The sequence below is a fragment of the Calothrix sp. NIES-3974 genome (genome assembly GCF_002368395.1).
Taxonomy (GTDB): Bacteria; Cyanobacteriota; Cyanobacteriia; order Cyanobacteriales; family Nostocaceae; genus NIES-3974.
In genome coordinates this window covers 3,069,703-3,084,938 of the sequence record NZ_AP018254.1, presented here as the reverse complement: position 1 = coordinate 3,084,938, position 15,236 = coordinate 3,069,703, and the positions used below count along the sequence as shown (strand labels likewise).

Here is a 15,236-nt window from a genome sequence, read left to right as displayed (position 1 = left end):
TTCAGTTAACAGTCACCAGTCAACGGTTAACTGTTAACTGATATGCAGATAACTGAGTCACAGGTAATGAGAGTATGGCAAATTTAAAGGCAATCCGTGACCGGATTCAATCGGTCAAAAATACGAAAAAAATCACTGAAGCGATGCGACTTGTGGCCGCAGCACGGGTGCGTCGCGCTCAAGAACAAGTTCTTTCTACCCGTCCCTTCGCAGACCGTTTAGCCCAGGTTTTGTACGGTTTACAAAATCGTTTGCGGTTTGAAGAAGCTGATTTACCACTCTTGCGTCAGCGTGCCGTCAAAACCGTAGGAATTTTAGTTGTGTCCGGCGATCGCGGTTTGTGTGGTGGTTATAATTCTAACGTGATTAAACGGGCTGAAAACCGGGCTAAGGAACTGAAAGCCGAGGGTATAAATTATAAATTTGTCATCGTTGGTCGCAAAGCCACTCAGTATTTCCAACGACGCAACTATCCCATTGATGCTACTTTCTCTGGTCTAGAGCAAATTCCCACAGCCAAGGAAGCATCCGATATTGCCGACGAGTTACTATCCCTATTTTTATCCGAAAGTGTAGACAAAATCGAATTAATCTATACAAAATTTGTCTCCCTAGTTAGTTCCCGTCCCGTTGTCCAAACCCTGTTACCCTTAGACCCCCAAGGTTTAGAAGCAGCCGACGATGAGATATTCCGGTTAACAACTCGGGGTGGACAATTCGAGGTCACACGGGAAAAAGTGACAACGGAAGTGCGAGCATTACCTCGCGATATGATTTTTGAACAAGACCCAGTACAAATTCTGAATTCATTGTTGCCTTTGTATCTGAGCAATCAGCTACTACGGGCATTACAAGAAGCCGCAGCCAGCGAATTAGCAGCCCGGATGACCGCCATGAGCAACGCCAGCGATAACGCTGCCCAGTTAATTTCCACCTTGACCATTGGGTATAACAAAGCACGACAAGCAGCCATTACCCAGGAAATTCTGGAGGTGGTCGGTGGTGCGGAAGCATTGAATTGATTTTGGATTTTGGATTTTGGATTTTGGATTTATTCAGAATAAATGTGGAATAAATTTGAATTGGTGATTTTGGTAAGCTTCCAAAAGATTGGAACGGCACTTTAGGAATCTTGATCAAAGCATTGCGAGATATTATCTAAGTAGAACCTAGTTCTATGGCGCTATGCCCGAAGAAATCCGATGATTACCCGGCTTGAAGTATCTAGAACCACATCTTTACGTTCATAGGTAGTAAAATTAACCAACTCTACAATAAGGGTTTTAGTTGATTCTGAACCTAGATTAAATAACGAATCTCAAATTTCCAATCAACTAAGGGTAATCCAATTCAATAGTTATCCAATTTTTGATTGTGGAACAGACATCTCTGCCTGTTTTTTCAGGTAAGATGGCCTTTCATCACAGGATATTTTATTTTCAGGAAGCCCCTAAGCACAAATTCTTATTCCAAAATCTAAAATCTAAAATCCTATTTGTCAGTTTCCCAATTTTGTACTACAATAAAAATACAAGCACGGGGCTTTACTGGTTTCGACTTGGTGGCGAAAGCTGCCCGTTGATGCAGGTCGAGAGGGAGTCAACTCTCGGAAATAAAGGCTCGCTTAAATATAGATGCAAACAACATCGTTGCTTTTTCTCGTAAGCAAGCTGTAGTAGCTGCCTAATTACCTCTTACAGGTTCGAGAGCTTCTAGTGTGACTCCGTTAAGCATTAGAGGCAACCCCCAACGGATGCGTTAGTTAGTTCCCTCTGGTGGACTTTCTAACTAAGACCTTACCAGAGCATCCTAGCGTTCGGGATAATGAACGCTTCCCGCCTTGAGGATCAGAAAGGCTAAACCTGTGAATGATGCGGGGGTAATTACCCATTAAGGACATGGGTTCGACTCCCATAAGCTCCATTGAAGAGAATTTACAGCAGTCTAACAAGAGGTGTTTGTTAGGCTGCTTTTTTCATCATGTTTTCGTTCCTTTGATCCAGAGTATGGTTCAATACGGTTCAGTTACTGTAGGTTGGGTTGAGGGTTTGCATAGACTGTTGATTTTGTGGAAATTTACCCATAAGTTCACACCGTTTTTGTGATGATCTCGTCCCTACGCTCCGCGTGGGGACGCATTCCACGAGGCTTTACCTCTAGATTCTTCAACCCAAGCTACTCAAACGTGAATTCGACGGATTGTAAAAGCTGTAATCCCTGTGAATCCATGATTTTGAAAGTTAAGGTTTAAAGTAACCTCATCCATTAGTTGAGAACAAAGTCAATAACTGACTGATTTCAGGTTTAATGATTTTATTCTCAACATCATACTCGGAGGTTTTTAGAAACTTCTATTTTCTACGAATGATACTGGAAAATAGTTTCAGGCTTTATAACTTATCGAACTCACGTTACTCAATAATCAGGCTTTTAAGTCTAACTGAACTGTATTGGATTTTAATCTATATGCAGAAATGTTTCTTGATTTAACAAAAGTTTCAGTCTATGCAAATTGGATTATCATCCTGCAACAATGCAACGCCATAATTTTTAGTAGCCAATAAAAAGAGGAATGTTTGGCTTAAAACTATTCCCTATTCCCTATTCCCTATTCCCTACCCTCACTAAAAGACTTTTACCGCAGACCCTAGTTAATGCGATCGCACCCAGTCTTTAATTTCTTGAGCGACCCAAAGACATTCCATTGCACTCAATCCCACACCAAAGGAATAGCGATTGGTGTCCGTTTGAATTGTCACCATTTCCCGACCTTCCAGGTTATCGACTTGAAATGAAGTTTTCGCATTCGTTTGGATGACACTTTGGAAAACGTCTTGGATACTAGCATTTTCACCCTGTTTACGACTAATACACCACTTAAATAGCCAAAGTTGAATTTCAAATAATTCTGCTGTTAAAACAATTCGTTGATAGCCAAAATAGGATAACAAAATTGTGTATCCAAACATAATTGCAAAAACTAGTAAAACAGTTCCAATCAAAAAACCAAATACGGATAGAAATAAGAGGAAAAGTAAAAGTCCAAAGAAACAAAGTATCAAAATCAAAAAGGAAACGGTAGAGCCAATATTTCCCAATCCAGATGAAGTGGGATTAGGGATTTTTATGGCTAAAATATCAGTAGTTTTTTGGACAATGATACGACTGTAAATTGGTAAAGCAACTCTTCCGGATATGCGACTAGCTCGATTTTCCTGTAGACTTTGGAGAGCTTGACGAGCAGTTTTGAACCGCTTTTCCACCGAAGGTTCTGTCATTTTTGCTAACCAATATTCAAAATTTGAGCTAATACTAACTTTATCCTGAAATTGAATCCGCATATCCCGGATTGGTAAATCTGCTGGAGAAATACCCGTCAAGAGGTGGATTAAAGTAGTTCCTAAAGCATATAAATCAGAAGCAGGAACAGCCTTACCACCAAATTGTTCAATGGGTGCATAGCCGTAGGTTCCCACAACCGTAAAAGTTACCCCTTCCTTAGCAGCTTTATCTTGGACTGCACCAAAATCCACAAGATAAACATGTTCATCCTCACCCCAAATTAAATTACTAGGTTTAATATCCCGGTGAAGAATGGGTGGATTTAACTCATGGAGATAAATCAAAATATTTAAAGTTTCTATGGCAATTTTTTTGACTTGCGCTTCCGGGAAGCGATGACTATTTTCTAATAGCTGTTTGAAAGAATGGCCAGGGATATATTCTTCCACAAGCGCAAACCACAATACCCGATCATCCAGGGAAAATAATCAATATATTGAGGAATTCGCTCCAATTGAATTTGTTTTAGTATTTGAGCTTCCCGTTCAAATAACTTTAAATCTTCCCACTCTACATCTCCACCAAAAGCCAATAACTTGACAACAACCTGTGCATTTTGGTTATTTTCAAGATTATTTGCATCAGTATTGTCAACATCATTTTCAATATTTTCAAATCGCTTTAAATCAGTTGCTAACCAAGTTTGGCGAGCCGCATTTTTACTGAGTAAAGATTTTAATTGATAGCGATTTTGTAAAACTTGTTGGGGTTGTAGCATGGTAGATTTACCAGGTAAGTCAAAATAAATACTATAAGTAATATCGAATAGAAAATATACTCAATAACTATGCTAGCTAAACAAATATTCCCGCAATAGCCGCGAAAGTGACTAACCACAAGAGAAAACTTAACGGCGCACCCAGTAAAATTCCCGCGATCGCCCAACCTCTTTGATGTTGTTTAAAGTGTTCAATACTACGCCACCGTCGCGACTTCCAAGCCCATTCATTCCCTTTCACCCCCAAAATAACCGTCATCACCAAACCGACATTGGGAATAAAACACAATAATCCCAACCAAACATTATTTGTCCATAACCAAAGCCACGGCATTAAAAATGCTCCCCAATTCCAACCTAAAATTTCTTCGGGAACCATTTCTTGACTACTAATTCCACAGCCAGAATTATTAATAAATCTCTCTTTAGTTACGGCGGCTAAAGATGAATTATAACTCGGTTTTTTGGCTCCATGTCGCAATGCATAATAAGCCTGTTGAGCCGTTTGAAATCGATTTTCTGGTGCAGGTTCAACCATCCTTTGTAACCAACTCATAAAAGCAGGACTTAAATTCACATGGTCACTAAATTGCACACGTAAATCCTTCTGAGGTAAATCCGCAGGAGATATTCCCGTTAATAAATGAATCAGAGTTGTTCCCAAAGCATATAAATCGGAAGCTGGAACCGCTTTTCCACCAAATTGTTCCATTGGTGCATAACCATAGGTTCCCACCACTGTAAATGTCACCCCTTCCCTTGCAGCCTTGTCCTGAACAGCGCCAAAATCGACTAAATATACATGTTCATCTTCCCCATAAATTAAATTACTTGGCTTAATATCGCGATGCAGAACAACCGGATTTAACTCATGTAAATGAATCAGAATTTGTAAAACTTCCTTGGCAATTTTTCGTACTTGTTTTTCGCTAAAACGTTGTCCACGATTTAACAAATCCTTAAAAGATTCCCCAGCAATATATTCCTCCACCAAAACAAACCATAAAGTGCGGTCATCCACACAAAAATAATCAATATAATTAGGGATGCGAGGATGATCAATCGCCTTCAGGATTTGCGCTTCCCGTTCAAACAACTTTAAATCATCCCACTGAACTGCACCACCAAAAGCCAACATTTTCACAACCACTAATTCATGTTCAGCTTCCGTTGCTTGCAAATCCCTGGCTAACCAAGTTTGTCGCACTCCATTATTGCCAAGTTGACGTTCCAGTTGGTAACGATTTTGTAATACTTCCTGTGCTTGCAGCATCTTGACTACCTGTCTGGGGGTAATACTTATAATCTATCTATTTCTGATGAGTGTTGTCAGTCATTTAGACCAAAATCTTATCTGCGCTGATAAAGTTAGGACTAAGAGGTTGTTTGAAAAGTCGCTTTTAATACTTAACAAGCTCGTTTTTTGGGAGTGGGGAATAGGGAATTGGGAGTAGTCAGCAATTTCGGATTTTCAATTATCTAGTGACCATGCTCTGTATGGTCACTTAGTCAGCGAGGGCTTACAGCCTTCATTCACGAGGTAGGAACCTCGTAGATTTTGCACCCACGCGGAGCATGGGTGCGAGGGAAAAGCCTCGTAGATTTTGCACCCACGCGGAGCATGGGTGCGAGGGAAAAGCCTCGTAGATTTTGCACCCACGCGGAGCATGGGTGCGAGGGAAAAGCCTCGTAGATTCTGCACCCACGCGGAGCATGGGTGCGAGGGAAAAGGTAGGCGTATTTACGCCGCGTATTACTAGTAAACTACACTTCCCCCCACTTTAATTCCAGTCAAGCAATTTCGGATTTTCGATTAGATATCTATGGGTAATCCAAAATACATATACGCACGTAGTACAGATCAACCCTAGGGTAATCCAAAATCCAAAATCTCCTCACCCTTCCACCACTAAAGGTAAACTCACAATAAAAGTTGATCCGCCACCGGGTTGACTTGTAACGACAATATCACCACCCATCATTTCGCAGAAATGGCGGCTAATTGCTAATCCTAAACCCGTTCCACCGTATTTTTTGGTGGTTGAAGCGTCTCCTTGGGTAAAAGGTTGGAATAGTAATTGTTGTTGGTGATAGGTCATCCCAATCCCCGTATCGGTGACAGTAAAAGTAATGATTTCCTTGGCTGATTCTTGGGTTTTGTCGGGTTGAATTTTGACACTGAGACTAACTCGACCGTTGGTGGTAAATTTGGCTGCATTACTCAACAAATTCAATAATACCTGTCGTACCCGTGTTTGATCTGCATACATGGTTCCCAACTGGGGATCACAATCAATATCTAAAGTATTACCGTTCTTTTCAATAATTGGCTTTACCGTGACAACAACATTATGAATCAGGGTGGCAATTTCAAAAGTTTCTGGGTAAAGGGTCATTTTACCCGCTTCAATTTTGGATAAATCTAAAATATCGTTAATTAATTCCAATAAATGCCGACCAGCCGTATTAATTGTTTCTAGGTCACTCGTAAATTCCCCTGATAAACCCATATCAATGGCATCATCCTGTAGCAATTGACTTAAACCAATCACTGCATTTAGGGGTGTGCGTAATTCATGGCTGACATTAGCTAAAAATTGACTTTTGGTTTTGCTTGCTGCTTCTGCCAATTCCTTCGCTTGTTGTAACTCTTTGGTACGTTCGGAGACACTAGCAATGAGGTGATTTAAGGATTTTGCCAACAAACCGATTTCATCCTCAGTCGTCACCGGAGCGCGGAGGTCGAAATTCGATTTACGCGCAACCTGTTCTGCAACCTGGGTGACGGTGATTACTGGTTCTGCGATCGCTCGACTAGTTCGCCAAGCAACAATTGATGCAACCAACAGGGAGGTTAACATACTGAAAATCACAATCAACCTTTCAAAGGTTTTAGCCCTTTCTAACCACATTCCCCGGTTATAGGCTTCTTCCTTGGTGGTACGAAGAAAATCTAGTAGCTGTTCGGTAGAACGATCAAGTTGAGCTGCTGTTTCTCCCCCGGTAACTGCTAACAGGGAATTTTCCAACTTTGCTGCTTGTTGGGGACTCAGGGGTTGATTCAAATCGACAGTCGCTAAAATACCTTGAATTTGGTTAACGTAAAGACTGAAATTACGACTATATTCCTCTAGAAGGTTTTGCAGGGATATGGCATTTACCACCAATTCCCTGGGATTTGTAGTAATGAATTGACTGAGTTCTTGCTCCCACTTTTGCACAGTTTCAATCTGTTGGAAGAAATTTGCTTGTTTTTGCTGAAATCTTTGTGGTTGTCGAATCAACGTTGCTAACTGGGTGCTTTGCAATTGACTCATCACCATGCCATCTTTATAATTAGTCAGCATTTCTACCTGCAAATTAGCTTGGTTTAAACGTCGCACCCCTTGACCCCGATAGTAATGGGCAAAAACTAAACCCATCAAGGAACCTAAAAAACCGATTGCCAACGCGACAAAATACCCATAGCCAATTTTTTGATGAATTCGCCATGAACTTGCTTTCAACTTTCCCCGTGAGGGAAATTCAATCGTTGGTAATTCATCGTTGCTGGATTGGTTGTTCGATTGCACAAGCCTTAGTTTTGTACCTGAATTGGTCGCGGTTGGCAATTGCTTTCGCATCACCCACAACTCCTTCCAAATAGTAAAGTGATTGGGAATTACGAGTATCGATTCGGGGAAAATCTTTGTCTGTATGCTTTATGTCTAATTCTGATACCAGCTATCCTTGATAGATATTTAGTAAATCCCCGTATAATTAACCTGTTGTCTAATAATCTACGTCAACAAAATATTTTATTTATTACTTCTTTTATAGCAGTAGAAAGAAAATCTCCCCAAGTGCTTTTGGTTGGGAATTTGGAGTTCCCTGTCACCTGGAATCATCACGCTGAACAACATCAAGCTTTGGAATGAGCTATTCAAACCCTGATAAAGTTTGACTTTGGAGTTGAGACCTGACGGGGAGCGGGAGAAGAAAATTTATCAACATTTTTGTGAAATGGCATGACTACCCGATTAACTACCCACAGAATACTGGTATCTGCATTTTGAGCAAGTGAACGGTAAGCCTGAAGTAATGGCTTAATTTTCTTTCTACTCCCGTCACGGACTGTTCCCTATTCCCTAAGAGTTTGAGGGGTTTGGGAGAAATCCGGGTTGTAATGGACGATATACCTGCTCTCAATTTCCACACCCTCACCAAAGTTTTCTTCATTTAGCAGGCACTCGCTTCTTGATTTTATCCGAAAAATTTAAATTATTTGTATGCCGCCAGACGTATTATAATATACTAAGTATTGAAGAAAAATCAGCCAAAATTGTCAAAATCTTCGTAATTAACAAAAAAATAGGCAAATTCACGTTTGAAATCTGCCTATGGAGAACTTTGTTTCCAAAATTACATCTTCCCCTCTGACTTCACCCGAAGGTTGATGAAATGCTGGATGATTATGCGATCGCTGGAGTACGTAGCTCGCTAGCAGCTGCCCTCAGCAGCTCCGCTTTATCTGTACGTTCCCAAGGTAAATCTAAATCATCTCGACCAAAGTGACCGTAGGCTGCAACGTCCTGATAAAAACGTCCGCCTCTTTCTTTCGGTAAGTTTTGCAGGTCAAAGGCTTGAATTATTCCGGCTGGACGTAATTCAAAGTTGTCTTGAATCAACTTTAAAATCACTTCATCATCAACTGTCCCTGTACCAAAAGTATCAACAAAAATACTGGTAGGACGAGCGACACCGATGGCATAACTCAGTTGCACTTCGCATTTTTCTGCTAATCCAGCAGCAACAATGTTTTTCGCCACATAGCGACAAGCATAGGCAGCACTGCGGTCAACCTTTGTGGGGTCTTTACCGGAGAATGCACCACCACCATGTCGGGAATACCCACCATAGGTATCGACGATGATTTTACGTCCAGTTAAACCCGCATCCCCCTGGGGTCCACCAACTACGAATTTACCCGTGGGGTTAACCAAAAAGCGTGTTTGTGCATCTGGCTTAATCGTTAAATCACCAAATATTGGCTCTACGACTGCGGTCCACAGGTCGGATTTAATTTTGGCTTGGACTGCATCCTCATCGGTAATTTCACCAATGGTGGCATCGTGCTGGGTGGAGATTAAAATTGTGTCAATCCCCACTGGACGACCGTCTTCATAAACTACGGTAACTTGGGTTTTGCCGTCGGGACGCAAATAGGGCATTAAACCTTTTTTGCGCACAACCGATAAACGCCTTGCTAAACGGTGAGCTAAACTGATGGGCAACGGCATCAATTCGGGTGTCTCGTTACAGGCAAACCCAAACATAATCCCCTGGTCACCAGCCCCAATTTTATCAAACTGCTCATCACTAGATGCACCACGGGTTTCTTGGGCTGAATTTACACCTTGGGCAATATCGGGTGATTGTTCGTCCAGGGCAATAAGTACAGAACAACTATTCGCTGAAAAACCGTTATCAGCATCGGTGTAGCCGATTTCGGTGATTTTTTTGCGTACCAATTTGACATAGTTAACATTGGCTTGGGTAGTAATTTCACCAGTAATAACAACCATGCCAGTATTAACTACAACTTCAGCCGCCACCCGACTTTTTGGATCTTGAGTTAACAAAGCATCCAAAATTGTGTCGGAAATTTGGTCACAAACTTTATCGGGGTGTCCCTCGGTGACGGACTCGGAGGTAAATAAGTTACGACGTGACAATAGTAGTATCCTCCATGTTGGATTATTCTCTTGAAGGCAGACAATCAAACAGGTACTTAAGTAGTAATTTTTGTATTTCCTTGATGAAAGTCTCTTCAATCTGAAATCATAACAACATTTCTCACTGGAGTGATATCTCTATTCGTATCTTTAAACAAAATTCTCTGGATTTACCCGACCAATAGATGGGCTAAACAATTTCCCAAGGAGAATTATAGGTGGGAATGGGGAAGGAAATAATTACTGATACGTTTCAATAATTTTACTTATATAAAAAGGTGATAAAGATTACTTTTTACGGAATCTTAAAATTTGCAGATTTTTTTGGTATTTACTTTCGCACGCTGAAATATTTCTCTTTTGGTTTGTTGGCAGTTGACAGATGAGGGTGGAAACAGAGCAATGCTATGCCTTTTCAAGTTATTGATTCCCCACAGGTGATACTGTTATCAGACTCTGCTACCTTAGCTAATCTAACATCAACTTGAAAATAAAGCTGGATGAGGGTATGGTGATCGCAATTGGAAAAAATGGGAATCAGCATTGATTTATTGAACCGCCAACATTCAACAGTAAACCAATTCCGATTCCCCATCTAGATATTTTTTTACTTGTTGATTGGTACTTTCACCTGACGAGCCATTTCTAGGAAACTATTCATATTTGCACCAGGACGACGACGACTCATAGTATTAGTCGTGGTGAGGTATTTGGTGGCAAAGTTTTTCTCTTGGGGTTCTGGGGGAGTTGCGGGTTTGACTGTTGCTACTGGGGTTGCAGCAACTGGTTCAGTCGTTTTTGGTTTAGCTTCTGACTTTGCCTTTTTGATGCTGGTTTTACCTGATTTTTTCTTTTCTGCAACAGGAGTCTCCGTAGTTGCTGCTGCTGGTTGAACTTCTTTCTCCTCCGGTTTGACTGCTGGTGTTGCTGGTTGAGATGGAGTATTTGTTTCCACTACATTTCCTGTTTCATCGAGTTGCAGATAAAAGCCACCGTCTTTTTTCTCACCCGAACGATTAATAATATTTTTTACAAAGCCTAACATTGAAAAATCTCCTGCGTTGATGCCAAAACTGCCCGTAATTATGAAAAAACCAACGGTTGAATGTTACATTACATCAAGACTGTCCAGATTGGATGCAGATTTTTCGCCCTCATTTGTTATCTACGCGTCAATGTCAGTCAAATTTCAGTCAAGTGATATTCACTACACTCCGATTAACATTGCCGGCAACAGATAAACTCAGCCAGCGATAAACCTTCATCCATAAACATTTACAATCGATGTAAAGATATACTTATTATCAAAGTTTTTGGGTACTCAGGGCAAGGGTGGGAAAAACTGGCTTAACAAAAGTTAATTATATGTTTTAATATTTGCAGAATCCTCCCGGATTTCTCACGAATCCCTCAAACTCTGAGAGAATAGGGAACAGTCCGTGACGGGAGTAGAAAGAAAATGAAGCCGTTACTTCAGGCTTACCGTTCACTTGTGAGACATGCAGGTCTTGATTCATTCCCACCGGATTTATTTTGTATATTATGAGCATCGCCGTTTCCCTAGATTCCGTCAGTAAAACCTATAATCAGCGTCTAGTTGTTGATAATCTTTCCTTTGAAATCAAAGTTGGAGAGATATTCGGTCTATTAGGACCCAATGGTGCAGGAAAATCGACCACAATTCGTATGTTGACGACCCTAACCCAACCTTCTGCTGGTCGCATTGAGATTTTTGGCTATGACGTGGTGCGGGAACCAATTTTAGCAAAACGACAGATTGGGGTGGTTCTGCAACAAGTGAGTGTGGATGGGGACTTAACGGTGTGGGAGAATATGGAATTTCATGGTCGTCTACACCATATACCCAATCCCCAACGTCAACAGCGGATTCGGCAATGGTTAGAGTATGTGGAATTAAGCGATCGCCGAAACGATTTAGTCAAAACCCTATCGGGAGGGATGAAGCGACGCTTACAAATCGCGAGGGCTTTATTACATCAACCGCAAATTTTGTTTTTAGATGAACCGACCGTGGGACTTGACCCACAAACACGACGCAGATTATGGGAGATTATCCGTGATTTAAATACCCAAGGGATGACTATTCTGCTAACTACCCATTATATGGATGAGGTGGAATATTTGTGCGGTAATTTCGGCAACCAGGTTGGGGGAAGGATTGGAATTATGGATAATGGTCAACTCCGTAGCTTGGGAACCCTACAACAATTACGCTCAATCTACGGTGAAGGTTTAGTGATGAAACAAACAGGGGAAAGATGGGAGTATAAATTTTTCCCCACCCTAGCGGAGGCAAATCAATACTTGAATGAACAACCAGACAAAACAGGGATGATGTCCCGTCCTGCAAATTTGGAAGATATTTTTGTGGAACTTACAGGACGGAAATTGGATTGAATAATTACGAATTATAGTAACTTACTACCTTCTTCCACCTTTTGTATTCATCAAGGTTTTGAGTTGGCGAACTTGGGGGTGATTCGGATCAATTTTAACTGCCTCCTCATAAGCCCATTTAGCGTTAGAATGCTCACCTAACCGCAGTAAAACAGTAGCTAAACCAACATAGGAATTCACATTATTACGGTTTAAGCGAATGGCACTCCGATAGGCTTCTTTGGCAGTGCGGTAGTCACCCATACTACCACTAACAAATCCCAGGGCATACTGGTAATCTGGGTTGTTGGGATTGAGGGAAACTGCTCGTCGATAGGAGGAAAGGGAAGCAGAATAATTACCTTGTTGCGCGTAGAGATACCCAATTGCGGAATGGATGGATGCATTCCGGGGTTCAAGTTCTGCTGCTTGTTGATAAACAGAAATTGCTCCAGCGTAATCTCCCCGATCCACTAATCGACGACCATCATCCAGTAGTTGTCTGACCTGTGTCGAAGTACGCATTTGTGCAAGCTGTACTTGAGCGTGACTGATTGAAGGTACTGCGATCGCAACACAACTATATGCAAGGAAACTGGCTAAAAAAAATGTCCGTTTGAACACAGTATTGTACCTGAAAATTAAGGGATTTTTTCACAGTTACCGCGAGTGCATGTACATTAAAACAAAAATATTTCCATTTGCAAACTATGTTTTTTGACTTTTAGAAAAAATTCCGATCCAAGAGACGACACGACGGGTCGTCTCTACCCAAAAATCGATTTAATCCCAATCTTCTGCATCGCGACGACGACGGAGTCTTCGTTCGGGATTGGGGATTCTCCGACTAACTTCGACAAAAAAGTCATGACGGACGCAAGGATAATCACTGACCCAAATATCCCGACTGGGAATGTAGATATCGCTGATTTCATTGATGCGACTTAAATCGGGAGTATTGGACATTACCAGCATTTCCGCAGTTTGTCCCCGTGCTATTGCTTTATAGGTAACCCGTAATGGTGCTTGTAATTCGGCTGTAAATCCGGTTTCATCGCCAACTTCGATGTTGATGCGTTTTTCCCGGTTCTCCACAATTACTAAATCACCTTTGCTATCCACCGTTTCCTGTTTGCCAATTAGTTCTTCTGTGATCCACAAGTCCAAAACACGTCCACGGAAAAATCCACCGTATTTGTAGCGACGATATTTAGCATTACGGAGACTTGCTTGAAATATTGGTCCCCACATCCAATAAAAACCACCGATTAATCCAAACATGAAGACCACCGGACCTAAATTCAAGCGTAAAACACCTTTTAATAGTACAACAATCGCCACGGCTACGACGGAGATTAATAACCGTTGCAGAAAATCAGAAAACTTACCCCAGTAGTATTTATACTGAGGTCCAGTGGCAATTAGGGGTACAAGTTGCTCAAATTTAGCGCGGGTGACGGGAACTAGCATTTTCTAAAGGATGAAGATAATGAAGGAAGGAAAAACAAGCATAGAGGGAGACGGAAAGTGGTTAATCTAATCGAATAATACTAGATATATCGTCTCTCGGACTCATGGGTGGTTAGGATACACTACCAACATCAAGTTGACAGAATAGTAAGCTAAAACTCGCATAAATCACAATAACTACTTGATCTGCTGTTGACGGTTATAGGCAAAGCCTTCCCGTCGAGTACACTTAAAATGCGCAACAGCTGAGTACAGGGTAGCGGAAATGGGCAAATTATTCCAGATTGCAAGGAAGCTCTTTCCATCCCCTGTCACTTCTACTCCCAATTCCCTATTCCCCACTCCCTAATTACAGGATTTTTTCTAAACCATATACTAATGACTTTAGCTTCTGGACTTGACGAATGGCTAGTATTACCCCTGGCATATAACAGGTGCGATCGCTAGTATCGTGACGTAGGGTGTAAATTTGTCCTGGTGCGCCAAAAATCACTTCTTGGTGGGCTATGAGTCCAGGTAAACGGATACTATGGATTCTAATTCCTTCTTCGGCTAATCCCCCCCGCGCACCAGCAATTTTTTCCGTTTCTTCCACCTGTTGCTGGTTATAGGTTTTTCCCATCTCTGCTAGCATCTGGGCTGTTTGCACGGCGGTTCCACTGGGCGCATCGGCTTTTTGGTTGTGGTGGAGTTCAATAATCTCGACGTGATCGAAGTATTTGGAGGCTGCCACTGCCGCTTGTTGTAATAATACCATGCCAATGGAAAAGTTGGGAATTACTAAACATCCCGTACTGGCTTTTTCGGCAAAGTCCCCTAAATCCCGTAATTGTTCTGGACTCAACCCGGTTGTACCCACCACGGGACGAATTCCATAGGCGATCGCACTGCGCACGTTGTCATATACGACATCGGGATGGGTGACATCCACCATCACCCCTGGTAGCATTTGTCTTTCACCTGCTACGTATCCCAACATGGGTTCCAGTTGATTGGTGATGGGTACTTCCAAGGGTTCGCTCAAACCTGCAATTTCTCCCGCGTCCTTACCTTGTACCTCTGGATTGCGAGCGATCGCTCCCATTAAAATTAAATCGGGTTCTTTGGCTACTGCTTTGACGATTTCCCGTCCCATTTTCCCGGTTGCACCATTGACAATCACGGGTATTTGGTTTTGACTCATAATTTCCAGCACCTCTGCGCAGCTAACAAAGGCATTTTAACTAATTCCGGTAGGTTGATATACTTCGCACGCTGATATATTTTTCTTGTGGTTGGTTAACGATTTAGTGTTAACTATTTACCCCTTGTTCAAGGGTATTTGGGCTGCTGGAAAAGTCCAGTTTCTAAAATGAGTGAACAGCAAAAAGCGCTAGGACGTGTGACCGTGTTTCCACTCCTAGCGCCTCTGCTTTCAACTTTGCTCCTCACACACAACTATAGATTAGCCTTGTTTTTAGGATAGTGCAAGTAGTTTTGCCAACAATTTCGATAAATATATATATTCTTCATGGAGAGCAATATTTGCATACAAAAACTTGATGTTACTGCTTTTTTTCTCTCTCTGGGGATAGGTGATTTTTTCTGAGTTGACA

Annotated in this window: 9 protein-coding genes, 1 other RNA gene and 1 pseudogene; 3 read left to right on the top strand and 8 right to left on the bottom strand. The window is 41.6% G+C overall.

What is annotated here, in order from left to right; translation table 11 throughout:
* The first annotated feature begins 74 nt into the window (after positions 1-74).
* Both CDC37_RS12310 and ssrA read left to right on the top strand, forming a co-directional pair.
* Positions 75-1,022 carry a F0F1 ATP synthase subunit gamma gene (locus CDC37_RS12310; RefSeq protein WP_096622244.1) on the top strand — a complete coding sequence of 316 codons (948 nt, stop codon included), beginning with the start codon at positions 75-77 and terminating at the stop codon, positions 1,020-1,022.
* 516 nt (positions 1,023-1,538) lie between these two features.
* Positions 1,539-1,926: a transfer-messenger RNA gene (gene ssrA, locus CDC37_RS12305) on the top strand.
* Positions 1,927-2,651: 725 nt separating this feature from the next.
* Here the strand turns inward: ssrA and CDC37_RS12300 are convergent.
* The 5 genes and pseudogenes from CDC37_RS12300 to CDC37_RS12270 form a co-directional block, all read right to left on the bottom strand.
* Positions 2,652-4,060 (bottom strand): annotated as a pseudogene (locus tag CDC37_RS12300) (serine/threonine protein kinase).
* Between the two features lie 76 nt (positions 4,061-4,136).
* Entirely contained in the window at positions 4,137-5,333 is a 1,197-nt protein-coding gene (locus tag CDC37_RS12295) for a serine/threonine protein kinase (RefSeq protein WP_096622242.1), read from the bottom strand.
* 622 nt (positions 5,334-5,955) lie between these two features.
* Positions 5,956-7,683: a sensor histidine kinase gene (locus CDC37_RS12290; RefSeq protein ID WP_096622241.1), complete on the bottom strand. Its 1,728-nt coding sequence runs from the start codon at positions 7,681-7,683 to the stop codon at positions 5,956-5,958.
* A gap of 828 nt (positions 7,684-8,511) precedes the next feature.
* Entirely contained in the window at positions 8,512-9,774 is a 1,263-nt protein-coding gene (metK, locus tag CDC37_RS12280; RefSeq protein ID WP_096622238.1) for a methionine adenosyltransferase, read from the bottom strand.
* 607 nt (positions 9,775-10,381) lie between these two features.
* A complete protein-coding gene (locus CDC37_RS12270) occupies positions 10,382-10,819 on the bottom strand; it encodes a hypothetical protein (RefSeq protein WP_096622235.1) in 438 nt (145 codons plus the stop codon).
* A gap of 497 nt (positions 10,820-11,316) precedes the next feature.
* Here CDC37_RS12270 and CDC37_RS12265 point away from each other — a divergent pair, with 497 nt between their 5' ends.
* A complete protein-coding gene (locus CDC37_RS12265; RefSeq protein ID WP_096622233.1) occupies positions 11,317-12,192 on the top strand; it encodes an ABC transporter ATP-binding protein in 876 nt (291 codons plus the stop codon).
* A gap of 24 nt (positions 12,193-12,216) precedes the next feature.
* On the opposite strand, the gene CDC37_RS12260 is transcribed toward CDC37_RS12265, so the two are convergent.
* The 3 genes from CDC37_RS12260 to dapB all read right to left on the bottom strand — a co-directional run bounded on the left by CDC37_RS12260 (position 12,217) and on the right by dapB (position 14,824).
* Positions 12,217-12,795 (bottom strand): tetratricopeptide repeat protein, encoded by a 579-nt coding sequence (locus tag CDC37_RS12260; RefSeq protein WP_231943044.1) that lies wholly within the window; start codon positions 12,793-12,795, stop codon positions 12,217-12,219.
* 159 nt (positions 12,796-12,954) lie between these two features.
* Positions 12,955-13,641: a phosphate ABC transporter permease gene (locus tag CDC37_RS12255; RefSeq protein WP_096622232.1), complete on the bottom strand. Its 687-nt coding sequence runs from the start codon at positions 13,639-13,641 to the stop codon at positions 12,955-12,957.
* Between the two features lie 349 nt (positions 13,642-13,990).
* The gene (gene dapB, locus CDC37_RS12250; RefSeq protein WP_442861037.1) at positions 13,991-14,824 is read right to left on the bottom strand and encodes a 4-hydroxy-tetrahydrodipicolinate reductase; all 834 of its coding nucleotides are present in this window, start codon (positions 14,822-14,824) and stop codon (positions 13,991-13,993) included.
* Positions 14,825-15,236 lie beyond the last annotated feature (412 nt).

Coding starts and splice junctions, on each gene's coding strand:
- CDC37_RS12310 (WP_096622244.1), top strand. CDS start 75: ATGGCAAATTTAAAGGCAATCCGTGACCGGATTCAATCGGTCAAAAAT.
- CDC37_RS12265 (WP_096622233.1), top strand. CDS start 11,317: ATGAGCATCGCCGTTTCCCTAGATTCCGTCAGTAAAACCTATAATCAG.
- CDC37_RS12290 (WP_096622241.1), bottom strand. CDS start 7,683: ATGCGAAAGCAATTGCCAACCGCGACCAATTCAGGTACAAAACTAAGG.
- CDC37_RS12295 (WP_096622242.1), bottom strand. CDS start 5,333: ATGCTGCAAGCACAGGAAGTATTACAAAATCGTTACCAACTGGAACGT.
- CDC37_RS12270 (WP_096622235.1), bottom strand. CDS start 10,819: ATGTTAGGCTTTGTAAAAAATATTATTAATCGTTCGGGTGAGAAAAAA.
- CDC37_RS12255 (WP_096622232.1), bottom strand. CDS start 13,641: ATGCTAGTTCCCGTCACCCGCGCTAAATTTGAGCAACTTGTACCCCTA.
- dapB (WP_442861037.1), bottom strand. CDS start 14,824: ATGAGTCAAAACCAAATACCCGTGATTGTCAATGGTGCAACCGGGAAA.